19 protein-coding genes are annotated in these 19,966 nt (G+C 68.0%); 14 read left to right on the forward strand and 5 right to left on the reverse strand.

The features are described from left to right. Nucleotides 1-27: 27 nt before the first annotated feature. The 9 genes from argC (at nucleotide 28) to AU198_RS04400 (ending at nucleotide 9,323) form a co-directional block, all read left to right on the forward strand. On the forward strand, nucleotides 28-1,062 hold the full coding sequence (gene argC / locus AU198_RS04360; protein WP_064346266.1) for an N-acetyl-gamma-glutamyl-phosphate reductase: 1,035 nt from the start codon (nucleotides 28-30) through the stop codon (nucleotides 1,060-1,062). After that, nucleotides 1,059-2,264 (forward strand): bifunctional glutamate N-acetyltransferase/amino-acid acetyltransferase ArgJ, encoded by a 1,206-nt coding sequence (gene argJ / locus AU198_RS04365; protein ID WP_064346267.1) that lies wholly within the window; start codon nucleotides 1,059-1,061, stop codon nucleotides 2,262-2,264. The genes argC and argJ overlap by 4 nt, the downstream gene beginning before the upstream one ends. Then, complete coding sequence (argB, locus tag AU198_RS04370; protein WP_064346268.1) at nucleotides 2,261-3,133, forward strand: acetylglutamate kinase; 873 nt, start codon at nucleotides 2,261-2,263, stop codon at nucleotides 3,131-3,133. The genes argJ and argB overlap by 4 nt, the downstream gene beginning before the upstream one ends. Beyond that, the gene (locus AU198_RS04375; RefSeq protein WP_064346269.1) at nucleotides 3,130-4,311 is read left to right on the forward strand and encodes an acetylornithine transaminase; all 1,182 of its coding nucleotides are present in this window, start codon (nucleotides 3,130-3,132) and stop codon (nucleotides 4,309-4,311) included. The genes argB and AU198_RS04375 overlap by 4 nt, the downstream gene beginning before the upstream one ends. Continuing rightward, complete coding sequence (argF, locus tag AU198_RS04380; RefSeq protein ID WP_064346270.1) at nucleotides 4,308-5,243, forward strand: ornithine carbamoyltransferase; 936 nt, start codon at nucleotides 4,308-4,310, stop codon at nucleotides 5,241-5,243. The genes AU198_RS04375 and argF overlap by 4 nt, the downstream gene beginning before the upstream one ends. Continuing rightward, complete coding sequence (locus tag AU198_RS04385) at nucleotides 5,219-5,734, forward strand: arginine repressor (RefSeq protein WP_197416018.1); 516 nt, start codon at nucleotides 5,219-5,221, stop codon at nucleotides 5,732-5,734. Before argF ends, AU198_RS04385 begins: the two co-directional genes overlap by 25 nt. Continuing rightward, the gene (locus AU198_RS04390) at nucleotides 5,734-6,936 is read left to right on the forward strand and encodes an argininosuccinate synthase (protein ID WP_064346272.1); all 1,203 of its coding nucleotides are present in this window, start codon (nucleotides 5,734-5,736) and stop codon (nucleotides 6,934-6,936) included. The genes AU198_RS04385 and AU198_RS04390 overlap by 1 nt, the downstream gene beginning before the upstream one ends. 102 nt (nucleotides 6,937-7,038) lie before the next feature. Then, nucleotides 7,039-8,451: an argininosuccinate lyase gene (gene argH, locus AU198_RS04395; RefSeq protein ID WP_064346273.1), complete on the forward strand. Its 1,413-nt coding sequence runs from the start codon at nucleotides 7,039-7,041 to the stop codon at nucleotides 8,449-8,451. Next, nucleotides 8,448-9,323 carry an alpha/beta hydrolase gene (locus AU198_RS04400; protein ID WP_064346274.1) on the forward strand — a complete coding sequence of 292 codons (876 nt, stop codon included), beginning with the start codon at nucleotides 8,448-8,450 and terminating at the stop codon, nucleotides 9,321-9,323. Before argH ends, AU198_RS04400 begins: the two co-directional genes overlap by 4 nt. Before the next feature lie 10 nt (nucleotides 9,324-9,333). Here AU198_RS04400 and AU198_RS04405 read toward each other — a convergent pair whose 3' ends face one another. Next, nucleotides 9,334-9,780: a hypothetical protein gene (locus AU198_RS04405; RefSeq protein WP_156431483.1), complete on the reverse strand. Its 447-nt coding sequence runs from the start codon at nucleotides 9,778-9,780 to the stop codon at nucleotides 9,334-9,336. A 9-nt stretch (nucleotides 9,781-9,789) separates the two neighbouring features. Beyond that, nucleotides 9,790-11,550: an ABC-F family ATP-binding cassette domain-containing protein gene (locus tag AU198_RS04410; RefSeq protein ID WP_064346276.1), complete on the reverse strand. Its 1,761-nt coding sequence runs from the start codon at nucleotides 11,548-11,550 to the stop codon at nucleotides 9,790-9,792. A gap of 75 nt (nucleotides 11,551-11,625) precedes the next feature. Between AU198_RS04410 and AU198_RS04415 the strand changes: the two genes are divergently transcribed. The 3 genes from AU198_RS04415 (at nucleotide 11,626) to AU198_RS04425 (ending at nucleotide 15,487) form a co-directional block, all read left to right on the forward strand. Continuing rightward, a complete protein-coding gene (locus AU198_RS04415) occupies nucleotides 11,626-14,616 on the forward strand; it encodes an acyl-CoA synthetase (protein WP_231744566.1) in 2,991 nt (996 codons plus the stop codon). 101 nt (nucleotides 14,617-14,717) lie between these two features. Continuing rightward, nucleotides 14,718-15,263 (forward strand): hypothetical protein, encoded by a 546-nt coding sequence (locus AU198_RS04420; RefSeq protein WP_064346278.1) that lies wholly within the window; start codon nucleotides 14,718-14,720, stop codon nucleotides 15,261-15,263. After that, nucleotides 15,263-15,487, forward strand: coding sequence for a Trm112 family protein (locus tag AU198_RS04425; protein WP_197416024.1), 225 nt, complete (start codon nucleotides 15,263-15,265; stop codon nucleotides 15,485-15,487). Before AU198_RS04420 ends, AU198_RS04425 begins: the two co-directional genes overlap by 1 nt. Here the strand turns inward: AU198_RS04425 and AU198_RS04430 are convergent. From AU198_RS04430 to AU198_RS04440, 3 genes are read right to left on the reverse strand one after another with little or no spacing between them, the layout of a single operon-like run. Then, the gene (locus AU198_RS04430; protein ID WP_064346302.1) at nucleotides 15,470-16,084 is read right to left on the reverse strand and encodes a TetR/AcrR family transcriptional regulator; all 615 of its coding nucleotides are present in this window, start codon (nucleotides 16,082-16,084) and stop codon (nucleotides 15,470-15,472) included. The two genes, AU198_RS04425 and AU198_RS04430, sit on opposite strands and share 18 nt — an antisense overlap. Before the next feature lie 5 nt (nucleotides 16,085-16,089). Then, a complete protein-coding gene (locus AU198_RS04435) occupies nucleotides 16,090-16,917 on the reverse strand; it encodes an ABC transporter permease (RefSeq protein ID WP_082690862.1) in 828 nt (275 codons plus the stop codon). After that, on the reverse strand, nucleotides 16,842-17,615 hold the full coding sequence (locus AU198_RS04440; RefSeq protein ID WP_064346281.1) for an ABC transporter ATP-binding protein: 774 nt from the start codon (nucleotides 17,613-17,615) through the stop codon (nucleotides 16,842-16,844). The genes AU198_RS04435 and AU198_RS04440 overlap by 76 nt, the downstream gene beginning before the upstream one ends. An 85-nt stretch (nucleotides 17,616-17,700) precedes the next feature. On the opposite strand from AU198_RS04440, the gene AU198_RS04445 reads away from it, so the two are divergent. Both AU198_RS04445 and tyrS read left to right on the forward strand, forming a co-directional pair. Further along, complete coding sequence (locus AU198_RS04445) at nucleotides 17,701-18,312, forward strand: DNA-3-methyladenine glycosylase (protein WP_064346282.1); 612 nt, start codon at nucleotides 17,701-17,703, stop codon at nucleotides 18,310-18,312. Nucleotides 18,313-18,330: 18 nt separating this feature from the next. Next, nucleotides 18,331-19,605, forward strand: a complete 1,275-nt coding sequence (tyrS, locus tag AU198_RS04450; protein ID WP_064346283.1) for a tyrosine--tRNA ligase — start codon at nucleotides 18,331-18,333, stop codon at nucleotides 19,603-19,605. The last annotated feature ends 361 nt before the right edge of the window (nucleotides 19,606-19,966 follow it).

Below are 19,966 nucleotides of genomic sequence, written 5' to 3' on the forward strand. Positions count from 1 at the left end.
TATGCATAAACATGCAGAATTGCCTGCATGGTTTCAGTCGCGGTAGCGGGCGCCAGCGGATACGCCGGCGGTGAGATCCTACGCCTTCTTCTCGGTCATCCCGCCTACGCCGATGGCCGACTGACGATCGGTGCGCTGACCGCAGCGGCGAGTGTGGGCACCTCGCTGGCCGAGCACCATCCGCACCTGTTGCCGCTGGCCAACCGCGTGCTCGAAGCCACCGACGAAGATGTGCTGCGCGGTCACGACGTCGTCTTCCTGGGCCTGCCGCACGGCCATTCGGCCCAGCTGGCCGAACAACTCGGCGACGACACCCTGATCGTGGACTGCGGCGCCGACTTCCGGCTCACCGATGCCGCGGCGTGGGAGCGGTTCTACGGGTCCGAACACGCCGGCACCTGGCCCTATGGCCTGCCGGAGCTACCGGGTGCGCGTGACCGGCTGCGCGGCGCCAAGCGCATCGCGGTGCCCGGCTGCTATCCGACCGCGGCCCTGCTGGCGCTGTGGCCCGCGCTGGCAGAAGACCTCATCGAGCCGGCCGTGACCGTCGTCTCGGTCAGCGGCGCGTCGGGGGCGGGCCGGGCAGCCAAGCCCGATCTGCTGGGCGCCGAGGTGATCGGATCGGCGCGGGCCTACAACATCGGCGGCAAACACCGGCACACACCCGAGATCGCCCAAGGGCTGCGCGCGGTCACCGACAAGGACGTGACCGTCTCGTTCACACCGGTGCTCATCCCGACGTCCCGGGGAATCCTGGCCACCTGCACCGCACGCACCGACGCTCCGCTCTCGGAGATCCGCGCCGCCTACGAAAAGGCTTACCACGCCGAGCCGTTCGTCCACCTGCTGCCGGAAGGGCAGCTGCCGAAGACGGGTTCGGTGCTCGGCAGCAACGCCGCACAGCTGGCCGTCGCGCTGGATGACGACGCGAAGACATTGGTCGCCGTCGCCGCGATCGACAACCTGGTCAAGGGCACCGGCGGCGCGGCGGTGCAGTCGATGAACCTGGCGCTGGGCTGGCCGGAGACCGAAGGCCTTTCGATCGTGGGCATGGCGCCGTGACAGACGGCACGCGGCTGCTTCGCACGCAGGGCGTCACCGCCCCCGAGGGCTTCCGCGCGACCGGGATCGCCGCCGGTATCAAGGCATCCGGGGCGCTGGATCTGGCGTTGGTGTTCAACGAGGGACCCGACTACGGCGCCGCGGGCGTGTTCACCCGCAATCAGGTCAAGGCGGCCCCGGTGCTGTGGAGCCAACAGGTGCTCACCACCGGCCGCCTGCGCGCGGTCATCCTGAACTCCGGCGGCGCCAACGCCTGTACCGGACCGCAAGGCTTCCAGGACACCCACGCCACCGCCGAGGCGGTCGCGGCGGCGTTGAGCGACTGGGGCACCGAGACCGGCGCGATCGAGGTCGCGGTCTGTTCGACCGGACTGATCGGTGACCGGCTGCCGATGGACAAGGTGTTACCCGGCGTCACCGAGATCGTGCACGAACTGTCGGGTGGACTCACCGGCGGCGAGGAGGCCGCGCGGGCCATCATGACCACCGACACCGTGCCCAAGCAGGTCGCGCTGCACCACGCCGACAACTGGACCGTCGGCGGAATGGCCAAGGGCGCAGGCATGATCGCCCCGTCACTGGCCACCATGCTGTGCGTGATCACCACCGACGCCGTCGCCGGTTCGGATGCACTGCGGACCGCACTGACTCGCGCCACCGCGCGCACCTTCGACCGCCTCGACGTCGACGGCAGCTGTTCGACCAACGACACCGTGTTGCTGCTGTCGTCCGGCGCCAGTGCGATCACCCCCAGCCAGGGCGAACTCGACGAGGCGATCCTGCGGGTCTGTGACGACCTGTGTCAGCAGTTGCAGGCCGACGCCGAGGGCGTGACGAAGCGAATCGTCGTCACGGTGGCGGGTGCGGCCTCCGAGGACGACGCGTTGCTCGGCGCCCGCATCGTCGCGCGCGACAGCCTGGTCAAGACCGCGCTGTTCGGCTCGGACCCGAACTGGGGCCGGGTGTTGGCGGCCATCGGCATGGCGCCGTTCAAGGTGGATCCAGAGCGGGTCACGGTGTCGTTCAACGGGTTTGCGGTCTGGCGGGACGGGGCGCCGCAGCCGGGTTCGCGCGACGTGGATCTCTCCGGGACCGACATCACCGTCACCATCGACCTCGGTGACGGGTCGGGGCAGGCCTCCATCCGCACCACCGACCTGTCGCACGGTTACGTCGAAGAGAACTCCGCGTACAGCTCATGAGCGTCGAAACCCCAATCAAGGCCAAGGTTCTGGCTGAAGCGCTGCCGTGGCTCAAACAACTGCACGGCAAGATCGTCGTGATCAAGTACGGCGGTAACGCGATGACCGACGACGTGCTCAAGGCCGCGTTCGCCGCCGACATGGTCTTCCTGCGCAACTGCGGCGTCCATCCCGTCGTCGTCCACGGAGGCGGTCCCCAGATCAGCGCGATGCTCAAACGACTCGGAATACAAGGCGATTTCAAGGGTGGGTTCCGGGTCACCACGCCCGAGGTGCTCGATGTGGCGCGCATGGTGCTGTTCGGTCAGGTCGGCCGGGAACTGGTCGGCCTGATCAACGCCCACGGGCCGTACGCGGTCGGGGTCACCGGCGAGGACGCTCAGTTGTTCACCGCGGTGCGGCGCAGCGTGACCGTCGACGGTGTGGCCACCGACATCGGCCTGGTCGGCGACGTCGAAAAGGTCAACGCCGGATCGCTGCTGGATCTCATTGCCGCAGGCCGGATTCCGGTGGTATCGACTATCGCCCCGGACGTCGACGGGGTGGTGCACAACATCAACGCCGACACGGCGGCCGCCGCGCTGGCCGAGGCGTTGGGCGCCGAGAAACTGCTCATGCTCACCGATGTCGAGGGCCTGTACACGAACTGGCCCGACCGCGGCTCGCTGGTCAGCGAGATCGACTCCGCCGCACTGACTCAGATGCTGCCGACACTGGAGGCCGGGATGGTGCCCAAGATCGAGGCGTGCCTGCGCGCGGTGGCCGGCGGCGTGCCCAGCGCGCATGTCATCGATGGCCGCGTCGAGCACTGTGTGCTGGTCGAACTGCTCACCGACGAGGGGACGGGGACGAAAGTGGTGCGGTCATGACTCTGCTGCAGCGGTGGCAGGCCGTGATGATGAACAACTACGGCACCCCGCCGCTGGCGTTGTCCAGCGGAGATGGTGCGGTGGTGACCGACGTCGACGGCAAGACCTATGTCGATCTGCTCGGCGGCATCGCGGTCAACATCCTGGGCCACCGGCACCCGGCGGTGATCGAAGCCGTCACCGCTCAACTCAACACGCTGGGTCACACGTCGAACCTGTATGCGACCGAACCCGGTGTCGCGCTCGCCGAAGCGCTGGTCGGGCTCCTCGGTTCGGGCCCGTCGGCCCCGGCCAAGGTGTTCTTCTGCAACTCCGGCACCGAGGCCAACGAAGTCGCGTTCAAGATCACCCGCCTCACCGGGCGCACGAAACTGGTTGCGGCGCAAGGCGCCTTCCACGGTCGCACGATGGGCTCCCTGGCGCTCACCGGTCAGCCGTCCAAGCAGGCGCCGTTCGCGCCGCTGCCGGGTGAGGTGACCCATGTGCCCTACGGCGACATCGATGCGTTACGAGCCGCTGTCGACGACGAAACCGCGGCGGTGTTCCTCGAGCCGATCATGGGCGAAGGCGGGGTCGTGGTTCCGCCCGCCGGCTACCTCGTCGCGGCCCGTGAGATCACCGCGCAGCACAACGCGCTGCTGGTGCTCGACGAGGTGCAAACCGGAATGGGGCGCACCGGAGCGTTTTTCGCGCATCAACACGACGGGATCACCTCCGATGTCGTGACCCTGGCCAAGGGCCTCGGGGGCGGTTTGCCGATCGGCGCGTGTATCGCGACAGGCGAAACCGCCGAGCTGCTGACGCCCGGATTGCACGGCAGTACGTTCGGCGGCAATCCCGTCTGCACCGCCGCCGCGCTCGCGGTGCTCCGCGTGCTGGCCGACGACGACCTGATCACCCGCGCCGACGTGCTCGGCAAGACCCTGTCGGCGGGCATCGAGGCCTTCGGGCATCCGTTGATCGATCACGTCCGCGGCCGCGGCCTGCTGCTCGGCGTCGTGTTGACCGCCGAGGCCGCCAAAGCCGTCGAGGCCGCGGCCCGCGACGCCGGTTTCCTGGTCAACGCCGCAGCTCCCGACGTGATCCGGCTGGCCCCGCCGCTGGTGATCAGCGAGGCTCAGGTCGACGACTTCCTCGCCGCGTTTCCCGCCGTCCTCGACAAAGGCGCCGCGTCATGACCGCAACCATCCGGCACTTCCTGCGTGACGACGACCTGAGCCCCGAGGAGCAGGCCGAGGTCCTCGCCCTGGCGGCCGAGCTGAAAGCTCAACCGTTCAGCCGCCGCCCGCTGGAGGGCCCGCACGGGGTGGCGGTGATCTTCGACAAGAACTCCACTCGGACCCGGTTCTCGTTCGAGCTGGGCATCGCCCAACTGGGCGGGCATGCCGTCGTGGTCGACGGCCGCAGCACTCAACTGGGTCGCGATGAGACGTTGGAGGACACCGGCCGGGTGCTCTCGCGGTACGTCAGGGCGATCGTGTGGCGCACGTTCGCCCAGGACCGACTGACCGCGATGGCGGCGGGTGCGAGCGTGCCGATCGTCAATGCGCTCTCCGACGAGTTCCACCCGTGCCAGGTGCTGGCCGACCTGCAGACCCTCGCCGAGCGCAAGGGCAAGCTGGCCGGCTTGCGGATGACCTACCTCGGCGACGGCGCCAACAACGTGGCGCATTCGCTGATGCTCGGCGGCGTGACCGCGGGCGTGAACGTGACGATCGCGGGACCGGCAGGCTTCCAACCGCATCCGGACTTCGTCGACGCCGCGCAGAAGCGGGCTTCGGAGACTGGTGCGACCGTCACGGTCACCGAGGACCCCGACGCCGCCGCCGACGGTGCCGACGTGCTGGTCACCGACACGTGGACGTCGATGGGCCAGGAGAACGACGGCCTGGACCGGGTGGGTCCGTTCCGGCCGTACCAGGTGAACGGGGCCCTGTTGGGCCGCGCCGCCGCCGATGCCGTTGTGTTGCATTGCCTTCCGGCACACCGCGGGGAGGAGATCACCGACGATGTGATCGACGGGGCACAGAGCGCGGTGTGGGACGAGGCCGAGAACCGCCTGCATGCGCAGAAGGCGCTGCTGGTGTGGCTGCTGGAGCGGGCGAAGTGACTTCAGCGGCGACTCGTGCCGGGCGGCAGGCCCGCATCGTGGCGATCCTGTCGTCGCGGTCGGTGCACAGCCAGACCGAACTGGCCGCCCTGCTGGCCGAGGAGGGCATCGAGGTCACGCAGGCCACGCTGTCGCGCGACCTGGAAGAACTCGGCGCAGTGAAACTGCGCGGTGCCGACGGCGGCGTCGGCGTGTACATCGTCCCCGAGGACGGCAGCCCCGTGCGCGGCGTATCCGGTGGCACCGAACGGATGTCGCGGTTGTTGGCCGAGCTGCTCGTATCCACCGACGCCAGCGGCAACCTGGCTATCCTGCGCACCCCGCCCGGGGCGGCGCACTACCTTGCCAGCGCGATGGACCGCGCGGCACTCCCGTTCGTCGTCGGTACCGTCGCCGGCGACGACACCATCCTGGTCGTCGCACGTGAGCCGATGACCGGCGCCGAACTGGCAACGAAACTCGAGAGCATTAGACAAAAGGAGACCTGCTGATGTCCGAACGCGTCATCCTGGCCTATTCCGGTGGCCTGGACACCTCCGTGGCGATCAGCTGGATCGGCAAGGAGACCGGGCGCGAGGTGGTCGCCGTCGCAATCGACCTCGGCCAGGGCGGCGAAGACATGGAGGTCGTCCGCAAGCGCGCAATCGACTGCGGCGCCGTGGAAGCCGTCGTCATCGACGCCCGCGACGAGTTCGCCGACGAGTACTGCCTGCCCGCTATCCAGTCGAATGCGCTGTACATGGACCGCTATCCGCTGGTCTCCGCACTGAGCCGACCGCTGATCGTCAAACATCTGGTCGCCGCGGCGCGCGAGCACGGCGGCGGCACCGTCGCGCACGGCTGCACCGGCAAGGGCAATGACCAGGTCCGCTTCGAGGTCGGGTTCGCCTCGCTGGCACCGGATCTCAAAGTGCTGGCGCCGGTGCGCGATTACGCGTGGACGCGGGAGAAGGCGATCGCGTTCGCCGAGGAGAACGCGATCCCGATCAACGTCACCAAACGCTCGCCGTTCTCGATCGATCAGAACGTCTGGGGTCGCGCCGTGGAGACCGGCTTCCTCGAGCATCTGTGGAACGCGCCCACCAAGGACGTCTACGACTACACCGAGGACCCGACGGTCAACTGGAGCACACCCGACGAGGTGATCATCGGTTTCGAACGCGGAGTGCCGGTGTCGATCGACGGCCGCCCGGTGACGGTGTTGCAGGCGATCGAGGAGTTGAACCGCCGGGCCGGCGAGCAGGGCGTCGGCAGGCTCGACGTCGTCGAGGACCGGCTGGTCGGCATCAAGAGCCGCGAAATCTACGAGGCGCCAGGGGCGATGGTGCTGATCACCGCGCACACCGAACTCGAGCACGTCACGCTGGAGCGGGAACTGGGCCGGTTCAAGCGTCACACCGACCAGAAGTGGGGGGAGTTGGTCTACGACGGACTCTGGTACTCGCCGCTGAAGACCGCGCTCGAGTCGTTCGTCGCCAAGACCCAGGAGCACGTGACCGGAGAGATCCGGTTGGTGTTGCACGGCGGGCACATCGCGGTGAACGGCCGCCGCAGCGCCGAGTCGCTCTACGACTTCAACCTCGCCACCTACGACGAGGGCGATACGTTCGACCAGTCGGCGGCCCGCGGTTTCGTGCAGATCCACGGGCTGTCGTCGAGCATCGCCGCCCGCCGGGACCTGGGCATCGAGTGAGTAAGTGCCACCCACCACCACCGCGAGCGACCGTGTCTGCCCGCCGACACGCCGCTGTCACGCGTACAAACGCGGTCTCCGCGCCGAAGTGAGTGACCTGATATGAGCACGAACGAAGGTTCGCTGTGGGGCGGGCGGTTCGCCGACGGACCATCCGACGCGCTCGCGGCCCTGTCGAAATCGACCCACTTCGACTGGGTGCTCGCCCCCTACGACATCCGGGCGTCCAAAGCGCATGCGCAGGTGCTGCACGATGCCGGGCTGCTGACCGACGATCAGCGCGACGGGCTGCTCGCGGGGCTCGACAGCCTGGCCGCCGACATGGCCGACGGCAGCTTCGAACCCCTGGTGACCGACGAAGACGTGCACGGGGCCCTCGAGCGTGGCCTGATCGACCGCGTGGGCGCGGAGCTCGGCGGCCGGTTACGGGCGGGCCGGTCGCGAAACGATCAGGTGGCCACGCTGTTTCGGATGTGGCTGCGCGACGCAATCAGGCGTGTCGCCGACGGCGCCCTGCAGGTCGTCGACGCGTTGGCGACCCAGGCGGCCGCGCACCCGACCGCGATCATGCCGGGCAAGACGCATCTACAGTCCGCCCAACCCGTCCTGCTCGCGCATCACCTGCTGGCGCATGCGCATCCGTTGCTGCGCGACGTCGACCGACTTGCGGACTTCGACAAGCGGGCCGCGGTGTCGCCCTACGGGTCCGGCGCGCTGGCCGGGTCGTCGCTGGGCCTGAATCCCGATGCGATCGCCGAGGATCTCGGTTTCGATTCGGCCGCCGGCAACTCGATCGACGCCACCGCATCGCGGGACTTCGCCGCCGAGGCGGCATTCGTGTTCTCGATGATCGGCGTCGACCTGTCCCGGCTGGCCGAAGACATCATCCTATGGAGCACAACCGAATTCGGCTACGTCAGCCTGCACGACGCCTGGTCGACCGGGAGCTCCATCATGCCGCAGAAGAAGAACCCCGACATCGCCGAACTCGCCCGCGGCAAGGCCGGCCGGTTGATCGGCAACCTCACCGGCTTGCTGGCGACCCTCAAAGCGCAACCGTTGGCCTACAACCGGGACCTGCAGGAGGACAAGGAACCGGTGTTCGACTCCGTCGCGCAGCTCGAACTCCTGCTGCCGGCGATGGCGGGGCTGGTCGGCACTCTGCGCTTCGATACCGACCGAATGGCCGAGCTTGCGCCGCTGGGCTACACCCTGGCCACCGATGTGGCCGAATGGCTTGTGCGCAGGGGAGTGCCGTTCCGGGTGGCGCATGAGGCCGCGGGCGCCGCGGTGCGCGCCGCCGAGGCGCGCGGCATCGGGTTGGAAGAACTCGAGGACGCCGAACTCGTCGCAATCCACCCTGAACTCGGCCCGCAGGTGCGCGAGGTCCTGACCGTCGAAGGGTCGGTGGACTCCCGTGACGCGCGCGGCGGCACCGCACCGACCCAGGTCGCCCGGCAACTCGGCGCTGTACGCGAGACCGCCGACCGGCTGCGGCTACTGTTGAGGAGATGACCGAACGCGTCGAATTCGGCTCCGGTGCGGCAACTCTGGTCGGCCACCTCTACAACGGTGGCCAGCACGAACCCCGCCCCTGTGTGGTGTTGTGCCAGGGCTTCGGCGGTACGCAGGACACCCCGGCGTTCACGGCGAATGCGACGAGCTTCGCCGAGGCCGGCTATGCGGCCCTCACGTTCGACTACCGCAACTTCGGCGAGAGCAGCGGTCAGCCAAGGCAATTGGTCGACATCAGCGGCCAACTCGATGACATCGCCGCGGCAGTCACGTTCGCACGTGGCCGTCACGATGTCGACCCCGACCGCATCGTGTTGTGGGGGACTTCGCTCGGCGGCGGCCACGTCGTCACGGCGGCGGCACGTGACCCGCGGATCGCGGCGGTGATCGCCCAGATCCCGTTCAACGGATTCCCGAAGAAAGTCGAGGGGCGGTCGACGGCGGCCACGCTGCGGTTGCTGTGGGCGATGACCGCCGACACCCTCCGCGGTGCTCTGGGCGCATCACCCGCGTACATCAAAGCGGTCGGAGAACCAGGTGAGCTCGCGGTCATGGCCAGTTCCGAGGCGCAGCAGACCATCGACGGTATGCAGAGCCCGACCTGGCGCAACGAGGTCGCACCGCGGGCGCTGTTCGCGATGATGCGCTACAAACCCGGCGACCACGCACCACGCGTGCGCGCGCCCGTGTTGGTGTGTATCGGCAAGCGGGACAAGGAAACTCAGGAGGCTGACGCGGGCCGGCTTGCCGAACTCGCACCCCGAGGCGAGTTGCAGGCCTACAACCTCGCCCACTTCGACTTCTACCGCGACGACGTCCGGCGGCAAGTGATCGCCGACCAGATCGCGTTCTTGGACCGTGCCCTCGGCTAGCCGCCGCGCATCAGTCGTCGTCGTTGCAGATGCTGACCTCGACACGGCCGTCATCGACCTCGATCTCCAGGTCGAGGTCCTCGGTTCCTCTGCGGAACGAGATCTCGACCTCCTCGGGGTGCTGATCGTCGACGCGATGCGTCCAACCCTCCGCCGGGGTCACCGATTCGAGGGTGAGGCGACCGTCCGCGAAGGTGACCACCGCCGTCCCCGCGTCGTACACCTGGTACCGGCCGTCAGGCGCGGGGTCGAGGCGGACGCACTGGTCGCGGGCCGGCCGGGCGGGGGCGGCGCCTCCCGTCTGCGGCGGCACAGTCTGGTCGCCCGCGGGCCTGCTCGAAAGCGGGGTGGACTCCGTGACGGTCACCGTCGACTGGGGTTCGCTGGTCGAGCCACACCCCGGCAGGAGCAGGGCAGCCCCTGCGAGCGCGGTGACAGCACTCGTTCTGGTTGCCATACACCCACGCTACGACGTCGAGCCCTCCGCGGCGGCCAGCCATGCTTCCTCGAGAGATTCCTTGCGATTCAACAGTTCTTGGAGCTCGGCGTTGAGCTCACCCAACCGCACGTGGTCGGCGGCCGCCTCGGCCATCGACTCGTGCAACTCGGCGATGCGCGACTCGAGCTTTTCGAGCTGCCCCTCGATGCGCGCCATCTCCTTGCCGGTGCGCCGCTCCCGCGCCGACGCCGTTTCACCTTGCGCACCCGCCGTCGGTGCAGGCGGCGGTGACGCCGCCGCCGCGCGGTCGGCCAGATACTGCTCGATCCCGCCCGGCAACAGATCGCAACGGCCGCCGCCGGTCAGTGCGTAGGTGACGTCGGAGACCCGTTCGAGGAAATAGCGATCGTGGGTGACGGCGATCAGCGTGCCCGGCCAGCCGTCGAGGTAGTCCTCGATGACGGTCAACGTGTCGATGTCGAGGTCGTTGGTGGGTTCGTCGAGCAGCAGCACGTTGGGTTCCTCGAGCAGCAACCGCAGAAACTGCAGCCTGCGTCGTTCACCACCGGAAAGTTCGGAGATCCGCGTGGTCAGCTTGTCGCCGGTGAACCCGAAGTCCCGCAGCAAGGTGTCGGCGCTGATCTCGCCGCCGCCGGCCAGTTGGGTGATCCTTCGCCGGTCCTCGACCGCGTCGAGCACCCGGTCGTCGCCGTCGAGTTCGGCCAGCGCCTGGCTGAGGTAGCCGATCTTGAGCGTTGCGCCCCGCTTGATCGTGCCCGCCGTCGGAGCGAGCTCACCTGCCAGCAGTCGCAGCACCGACGTCTTGCCGGTGCCGTTGACTCCGACCAGCCCGATCCGCGCACCGGGTCCGATGGACCAGTCCATTTGGTCCAACACCACGGTGTCGCCGACCTCCAGCCGCACCCGGTGCAGGTCGAACACGTCCTTTCCCAGCCTGGTCGTGGCGAACCGCTGCAGAACCAAGGAGTCGCGCGGCGGCGGTTCGTTGGCGATCAACTCGTTGGCGGCCTGGATGCGGAACTTCGGCTTCGACGTCCGCGCCGGCGGTCCGCGCCGTAGCCACGCCAGCTCCTTGCGCATGAGGTTCTGCCTGCGCGCCTCGGCGCCGGCCGCCAGGCGCATCCGCTCGGCCCGCGCGAGCACGTAGGCCGCATAACCGCCTTCGTATCCATCAACGGCACCGTCGTGGACCTCCCACGTTCTGGTGCACACCGCGTCGAGGAACCAGCGGTCGTGGCTCACCACCACCAGCGCCTTGGCCCGTCGCTGATTGAGCTGAGCGGCCAGCCATCCGATCACCTCGACGTCGAGGTGGTTGGTCGGCTCATCGAGCACGAGGACGTCATGACCGGCGATCAGCACCGAGGCCAGCGCCACCCGGCGGCGCTCCCCGCCGGAGAGCCGACCGACCGCACTGTCGAGGGAGACGTCAGCCAACAAGTGCGAGACGACGTCACGGGTCTCGGCTTCGGCGGCCCAGACGTGATCGGGACGGCCACCCACGATCACGTCGCGCACGGTCGCGTCGGCGGGGAAGTCGTCACTCTGGCGCAGGTAGCCCACCGACAACCCCGATGTGTGGGTCACCCGACCCGAATCCGGCTCGCGGGTGAGCGTCAAGATCTGCAGGAGCGTCGTCTTACCGTCGCCGTTGCGCCCGACGACACCGATCGCGTCACCTTCGTCGATGCCCAGGCTGATCGCATCGAGCAGCGTGCGGGTGCCGTAGCCGACGGTTGCGCGCTCGACATTGATCAGGTTCGCCATCAGCCGCCGATGATAGGTCGGCCCTGCCGGCCGGGCCCCTGTGCCATGATGACGTCGGCCATTTCGGGGGTTTTCATGTCGGCCAGAAGGGGAGCGTGCGGTGTGGACCTGTCGGCGATAACCAAGCCGGTCGGACGGCTGGTGGCGACCGCCCAGAACGGGCTGGAGGTGCTGCGCTACGGCGGCCTGGAGACGGGCGCCGTACCCTCACCGTTCCAGATCATCCAGAGCGTCCCGATGTACCGGCTGCGACGCTATTTCCCGCCCGATACGAGGCCTGGAACCAAGCAGCCCGGTCCGCCCGTGCTGATGGTGCATCCGATGATGATGTCGGCCGACATGTGGGACGTCACCCGCGACGACGGCGCCGTGGGCATCCTGCACACCGCGGGCATCGACCCGTGGGTCATCGACTTCGGCTCACCCGACAAGGTCGAAGGCGGTATGGAACGCACGCTGGCCGACCACGTTGTCGCGTTGAGCGAGGCCATCGACACCGTCAAAGAGGTCACCGGGCGCGACGTGCACCTCGCCGGCTACTCGCAGGGCGGGATGTTCGCCTATCAGGTCGCCGCCTACCGCCGGTCGAAGGATCTGGCGAGCATCATCGCGTTCGGTTCGCCGGTCGACACGCTGGCGGCGCTGCCGATGAATCTGCCGGCCAGCGTCGCGCCCGCGGCCGCGGATTTCATGGCCGACCATGTGTTCAGCCGGATCGACATCCCGGGCTGGCTGGCCCGTACCGGCTTCCAGATGCTCGACCCGATCAAGACCGCCCAGTCGCGCATCGACTTCCTGCGTCAGCTGCACGATCGCGAAGCCCTGCTGCCCCGCGAGCAGCAACGCCGGTTCCTGGCCTCCGATGGCTGGATCGCGTGGTCGGGGCCCGCGATCGCCGAGTTGCTGAAACAGTTCATCGCGCACAACCGGATGATGAGCGGCGGCTTCTCGATTCACGGTGATCTGGTCACGCTGTCCGATATCGAATGCCCGGTGTTGGCCGTGGTCGGCGAGGTCGATGACATCGGCCAGCCGGCCTCCGTGCGCGGCATCAAACGCGCCGCCCCGAAGGCTGATGTCTACGAATTCCTCATCCGCGCAGGCCATTTCGGGCTTGTTGTCGGATCGAAGGCATCTACCCAGACGTGGCCGGCCGTGGCGCAGTGGGTCAAGTGGCTCGACGGCTCCGGTGAGCGGCCCGAGGGCGTCAACCCGATGGCGCTGCAGCAAGCCGAACCCAACGAGACCGGCGTTTCGATCAGCTCGCGCCTTGCGCACGGCACCGCCGCCGCCACGGAGATGGCATGGACCCTGGCCCGCTCGGCGGCCGATGCCGTGGTGAGCGCCAACAAGTCGGCCAGGGCCCTGGCCGTCGAAACGGCGCGCACGCTGCCGCGCCTGGCCCGGCTCGGCCAGATCAACGAGCACACCCGAATCTCGTTCGGCCGCATCATGTCCGAACAGGCACGCGACTTCCCGCGCGGTGACTGCCTGCTGTTCGACGGTCGAGTCCACACCTATGAAGCCGTGGACCGGCGCATCAACAACGTCGTCCGCGGTCTCATCGAGGTCGGGGTACGCCAAGGCGCGCGCGTCGGCGTCCTGATGGAGACCCGGCCCAGCGCTCTGGTGGCGATCGCCGCGCTGTCGCGACTGGGTGCCGTCGCGGTGCTGATGCCACCCGACGCCGACCTGCCCACCGCTGCCCGTCTCGGCTCGGTGTCGGACATCATCGCCGACCCCAGCAGCCTCGAGGCCGCGCGGCGACTCAACATGCGTGTGCTGGTGCTCGGCGGCGGTGAGGCGCGCGACCTCGACGTGCCCGAGGACAGCGACGTCATCGACATGGAGAAAATCGACCCGGACGCGGTCGAGCTGCCGGGGTGGTACCGGCCGAATCCGGGTCTGGCCCGCGACCTGGCCTTCATCGGGTTCAGCTCGGCCGGCGGCGAACTGGTCGCCCGGCAGATCACCAACGCGCGGTGGGCGATCTCGGCGTTCGGCACCGCGTCGGCGGCCAACCTCAGCCGCAGCGACACCGTGTACTGCCTGACGCCGTTGCACCACCAGTCCGGCCTGCTGGTCGCGATCGGCGGCGCCACCGTCGGCGGCTCGCGGATCGCGTTGTCGCGCAGCCTGCGGCCCGACCGGTTCCTCAACGAGATTCGCCAGTACGGGGTCACGGTCGTCAGCTACACCTGGGCGATGCTGCGCGACGTCATCGATGACCCGTCGTTCGCGCTGCACGGCAGCCACCCGGTGCGACTGTTCATCGGTTCCGGCATGCCGACCGGGCTGTGGAAGCGCGTCGTCGAGATTTTCGAGCCCGCCCTCGTGGTCGAGTTCTTCGCGACCACAGATGGACAGGCCGTGCTGGCCAACGTGTCCGGCGCGAAGATCGGCAGCAAGGGTCGCCCGTTGCCGGGCAGCCGAGAACTGGCGCTGGCCGCCTACGACCCCTCCGAGGATCTGATTCTGGAGGACGACCGTGGCTTCGTTCGTCGCGCCGAGACCAACGAGGTCGGTGTGCTGCTCGCGCGTCCACGCGGGCCCGTCGACCCGACCGCCTCGATCAAGCGAGGGGTGTTCGCCCCGGCCGACACGTGGGTGTCCACGGAGTACCTGTTCCGCCGCGACGACGACGGCGACTACTGGCTCGTCGACAGCCGCGGACTGGTCATCCACACCGACCGCGGCTGCGTCTACGCATCCACCGTCAACGATGCGGTCGGCTGCCTCGGGGCGGTCAACCTCTCGGTCACCTACGGGGTGCAGGCCAACGGACGGCAGCTGGCCATCACGGCGTTGGAGTTGCGCCCCGGCGGCAGCATTCCGTCTGCCGACCTGTCGGAGGCGCTCGCGGACCTGGCGGTGGGAGAGCCGCCCGACATCGTCCACGTGGTGCCGAGGATGACGCTCAGCGCGTCGTACCGGCCTCTGGTCAGCCCGCTGCGGGCCGAGGGCATTCCGAAGCCGTCGCGTAACGCGTGGTACCTGGACCCCGATACGAATCGGTACAAGCGGTTGACCGTGGCGGTCCGTGCCGAAATGGCCGAAGGCCAGTAGCGGCGCCGGTCACGACGACCTGCCACCGGGGCCATGCGCTGTTAGGCTCCCGCTTGCGGCACGTCGGCGGTCCAGCCGCACGCCACCGAGCTGGAGGACTGATGACATCGCGAACCGGTAGCCCGCGCGACATCTGGCGTCGCATCGTCATCGGCGGTATGGCCGGCGGCGTGTTGACGGTCGGTCTGCTGACCGGTGTCGCGGCTCCGATGGCGGCGGCGCAGCCGGCCGAGCCGACCGTTCAATCCGAGGCGCCCTCGCCCCGGGCCGACGGCCCGAAGACCCCGTGCACCGGTGACGACTGCAACCGGGCCGAGGAGACCGCGCCCAGGGTCAACGCCGATCAGGTGCTCCAGATGATCCACGAGGAGTACCGGCAGGGCGACGGCGGCGGCCAGGTCTCCGTGCTGATCGACGACGCGGTCAAGCTGCGCCGGCTGGGCTTCCGCCCGTCCAACGCGAACGCCGTCGCACTCAAGGAGGCCCTCGAGGACCGGCCGAATCAAACGCCGCTCGTCGAAGCGCTCAAAGAAACGATCACCCACCAGCGCAAGATGCAGGCGCGCGCCGCGCAGCAGGCCGCTGCCGGCGGCGGATCCATCGCCGGGATTCCCGTCACACCCGCCGTACCCGTCCCGGCCGGCTGATCGCCGTGGCCCTCGACGAGAAACTGCTCGACATCCTGGTCTGCCCACAGGACCGGGGCGCCTTGTTGCTCATCGGCGACGAATATCTCTACAACCCCAGGCTGCGCCGGGCGTATCGCATCGACGACGGCATCCCGGTGCTGCTGATCGACGAGGCCGTCGAGATCACCGACGATGCCGAGCATCAGCGAATGCTGGACCGCGCGTCAGGGGAAACCGGGTAGCTCACCGGTGAGGTAGCGCTGCAGGTTGGGCGCGATGGTCTCGACGACCTGGTCCACCGGCAGCGATTTGAACGGCTCGAGCTCGAGGATGTAGCGGGCCATCACCACGCCGACCAGTTGCGAGGCGACGAACTGCACGCGGACCGGTCCACTGCCCGGCGGATCGTCGACGCGCGAGCCCACTTCTCTGGCGATCACCTCCTGCAGGAACGACCGCACCAAAGAGGAATCGTTGCCCGCGATGATCGACCGCAGCGTGGCGATGAAACCCTTACCCAGTTCCGAATCCCACAGCGGCAGCAGTAGGGACGGCAATGTGCGACCGATCTCTTCGACGGGGACCTGCTGCAGCGGGCCGATGACCTGCATGGGATCGATCGGAATGTGGATCGCGGCGGCGAACAGCTGGGTCTTGGTTCCGAAGTAGTGATGTACCAGCGCCGGGTCGACGCCAGCGGCGGCGGCAATCGCGCGTATCGAGGTCTTGTCGATACCGTTGCGCGCGAACAACTCCCGTGCGCTGTTCAGAATTCGTTCACGGGTGTCTGACGGCCCGGGCGGTCGTCCCGGCCGCTTGCGTTCGGCGTTGGTGGTCAACGTGGTCACGGGGTCCTTCGTCGTAGCGTGGCCGCCGCCAGGCAGAGGGAAGCCATCGCGAAACCGATGACCACCGCGACGTCGCGCACCACGGTGAACGTCGGCTCTGCGTATGCCCCGACCTGTTGCAGCGCCTCCAGAGCGTAGCTTGCCGGCAACACGTTGCTGATCCACTGCAGCCACTCCGGCAGCATGGCGCGCGGCACGATGATCCCGCACAGAAGAAGCTGGGGGACGATCACCAGCGGCATGAATTGCACAGCCTGAAATTCGGTGCGCGCGAAGGCGCTACACAGCAGACCCAGCCCGACTCCGAGTACGGCGTTGATGATCGCGATCGCGAAGACCCACACGGGGCTGCCTTCGGTGTGTAGGCCGAGGAACGCGTACGACACGATGCACGCGATCGTCGCCTGGGCAGCGGCTGCGAGCGAGAACGCGGTGCCGTACGCCGCCAACAGGTCGAGCCGGCGCAGGGGAGTGGTCAGAATCCGCTCCAACGTCCCCGAAACCCGTTCCCGCTGCATCGTTATCGAGGTGATCAGGAACATCAGGATCAGCGGGAACAGACCGAGCATGATCAGGCAGGCGGTGTTGAACTGGCTCGGCGCGCCGGGCGGGTGCGAGAGATTCTGGAACATGAAGTACAGCAACGTGATGACCACGCTCGGCACGATGAGGATCATCGCGACACTGCGGTGATCGGCCGCGAGTTGGCGCAGAATGCGACCGGTGGTGGCCAGGTACGCCTGCGGACTCAGCCGGCTCCGGCTGCGCTGGCTGCGGTGCTGTGCTTGATGACGGACAGGAACGCTTCCTCCAGCGACTGACATCCTGTGTCCTCTCGTAGTTGCGAGGGCGTCGTGTGGGCCAGCACTCGGCCTTCACGCATGAGCAGCAAGTCGCCGCAGTGATCGGCCTCGTCCATGACGTGGCTCGACACCAAGAGCGTGGTGCCTCGCGTGGCCAGGCTCTGAAAATGGGCCCAAAGCTCCACGCGTAGGACCGGATCGAGGCCTACGGTCGGTTCGTCGAGCACCAGCAGATCGGGATGCGAAACCAACGCACACGCCAGCGAGACGCGGGTGCGCTGCCCTCCGGACAGGTTGGCGCCCAGCGCGGTTCGATGGTCGGTGAGCCCGACGGCGGTCACGGCGTCGTCGGCGGAGTCGGGGCCGGTGCCGTACAGCGCGGCGAAGTAGCGGACGTTGTCGATGACCCGTATGTCGTCGTAGATCGTTGGGGTCTGGGTGACAAAGCCGACGCGGTGACGTAGGTCGGCCGAGCCGGCCGGTTTCCCGAGCACCGTCACCGTGCCGGAATCGACGATCTGGGTGCCGACGATGCTTCGCATGAGCGTCGTCTTCCCGCATCCGGATGGACCCAGCAGGCCCGTGATCGTGCCGGGTGCGATCGCCACCGTGACGTCATCGACAGCCAGTCGATCACCGCGGACGACCCGGAGATTCTCGATCTCGACCGCGGGGGCGACACGGTCGCCGAGTAATTCATCACTCGATGAAGTCATCATGCGATGAAATATCCTCGCGTCGCCCCCTTCGTGTCAAGGGTCTCCGTAGGATCGCGATCGATGAATCGAAAAGGCCTGGTCGACTTTGACCGCTGAACTCTTGTCGGTCGACCCGTTGACCGCCGCCCGTCGACTACTCGGCGCCGACCTCACTGCACGCGGGGTCAGCGCGATGATCGTCGAGGTCGAGGCCTACGGCGGGCCGCCGGATGGGCCGTGGCCCGATGCCGCGGCCCATTCCTACCGCGGCCCCGGACCGCGCAACCGCGTGATGTTCGGTCCGCCGGGGCGGCTGTACACCTATCGCAGCCACGGCATCCACGTCTGCGCCAACGTCGTCTGTGCAACGGACGGCGTGGCGGGCGCGGTGCTGCTGCGGGCCGCCGCCATCGAAGCCGGCCTGAGCGCCGCACATGCCCGCCGCGGCGACTCGGTCCGGCCCGCCGCACTGGCTCGCGGGCCCGGCAACCTGTGCTCGGCGCTGGGAATCACGATGGAAGACAACGGGATCGACATCTTCGACCCGAACAGCCCGATCCAGTTGACGCTCGGACAGCGGCACGTCGCCGACGAAGGTCCGCGCGTCGGCGTCAGCAAGGCCGCCGACCGTCCCTGGCGGTTCTGGCTGGCAGGCCGGCCCGAGGTGTCGGCGTATCGGCGGAGCCCACGGGCACCGGCTCCAGGAGAAAGCGACTAGTACGGAAAGATCGCACGCATGGGTACGTCGATCCTCGACGAATTGGAGTGGCGCGGGCTGATCGCGCAATCCACCGACCGTGACACGCTGGCCGAGGCACTCGCGGCCGGGCCCGTCACCGTCTATTCGGGCTTCGACCCGACGGCCCCGAGCCTGCACGCGGGCCATCTCATCCCGCTGTTGACGCTGCGCCGCTTCCAACAGGCGGGCCATCGGCCGATTGTTCTGGCAGGCGGTGCCACCGGAATGATCGGCGACCCGCGCGACGCCGGGGAGCGCACGCTGAACACCGCCGACACCGTGGCGGAGTGGGCAGACCGTATCCGAGGGCAGCTCGAGCGCTTCGTCGAATTCGACGACACCACGACCGGGGCTGTCATCGAGAACAACCTGTCGTGGACCGGCCCGCTGTCGGCGATCGAATTCCTGCGCGACGTCGGCAAGTACTTCTCTGTCAACGTCATGCTCGACCGCGACACCGTCCGGCGCCGCCTCGAGGGTGAGGGCATTTCCTACACCGAGTTCAGCTACATGCTGCTGCAGGCCAATGACTATGTGGAGCTGCACCGGCGGTACGACTGCTCTCTGCAGATCGGCGGTTCCGACCAGTGGGGCAACATCATCGCCGGCGTTCGACTGGTCCGTCAGAAGAACGGGGCCATAGTCCACGCCCTGACCACCCCGTTGGTGACCGACTCCGAAGGCAAGAAGTTCGGTAAGTCGACCGGCGGCGGCAGCCTGTGGCTGGACCCGGACATGACGAGCCCCTATGCCTGGTACCAGTACTTCATCAACACCGCCGACGCGGACGTCGTCCGGTATCTGCGTTGGTTCACCTTCTTATCGCCCGACGAGGTGACCGAACTGGAACAGGCGACCGCGGAGCGGGCCCATGAACGTGCCGCCCAGCGGCGCCTGGCGCGCGAGCTCACCACCTTGGTGCACGGCGAATCCGCCACGCGGTCCGTCGAGCACGCCAGTCAGGCCCTGTTCGGCCGGGCCGACCTGGCAGAGCTGGACGAGCCGACGCTGGGCGCGGCGCTGCGCGAGGCCGCTGTCGCGCAGCTGAAGCCCGGCGGCCCCGACACCATCGTCGACCTGCTCGTGGCCAGTGGGCTCTCGCCGAGCAAAGGTGCCGCGAGACGCACCGTCGGCGAGGGCGGCGTCTATGTCAACAACGCCCGGGTCGACAGCGAGGAGTGGGTTCCGCAGCCCACCGACTTCCTGCATGACCGATGGCTGGTGCTGCGTCGGGGCAAGCGCAACATCGCGGGCATCGAACGGGTTGCTTGAGGGTTCGAAGGCTGCGGGAACAACGGCGGGCGGGGAAGCGTTGAACACCTCGGTGGGAGCCAACGCACTGCCGTGCGCGTGACGGGTATCAAGATGAAAAACTCGTTCTATCAGGCCATTTGACTCCTACTTTTCCCTCACGTAACTTATGGACTCGTCGCTGCGACACGGGCCAAGCCCGAAGAGCGCGGCGACTCCCAGAGGGAAATCCCACTTCGGTGGGTTCCTGAGCGTCCGCACTACGAGTACGCGGCTTCAAAGCCGCGGGCTAGTGGCGCGGCCGTGCGGGTGTGTTGTTTGAGAACTCAATAGTGTGTTTGGTGGTTTTTGTTTGTTGTTGTTTTTTGCCATGCCCTGTTTT

The sequence above is a fragment of the Mycobacterium sp. GA-1199 genome, from assembly GCF_001500045.1.
Taxonomy (GTDB): Bacteria; Actinomycetota; Actinomycetes; order Mycobacteriales; family Mycobacteriaceae; genus Mycobacterium.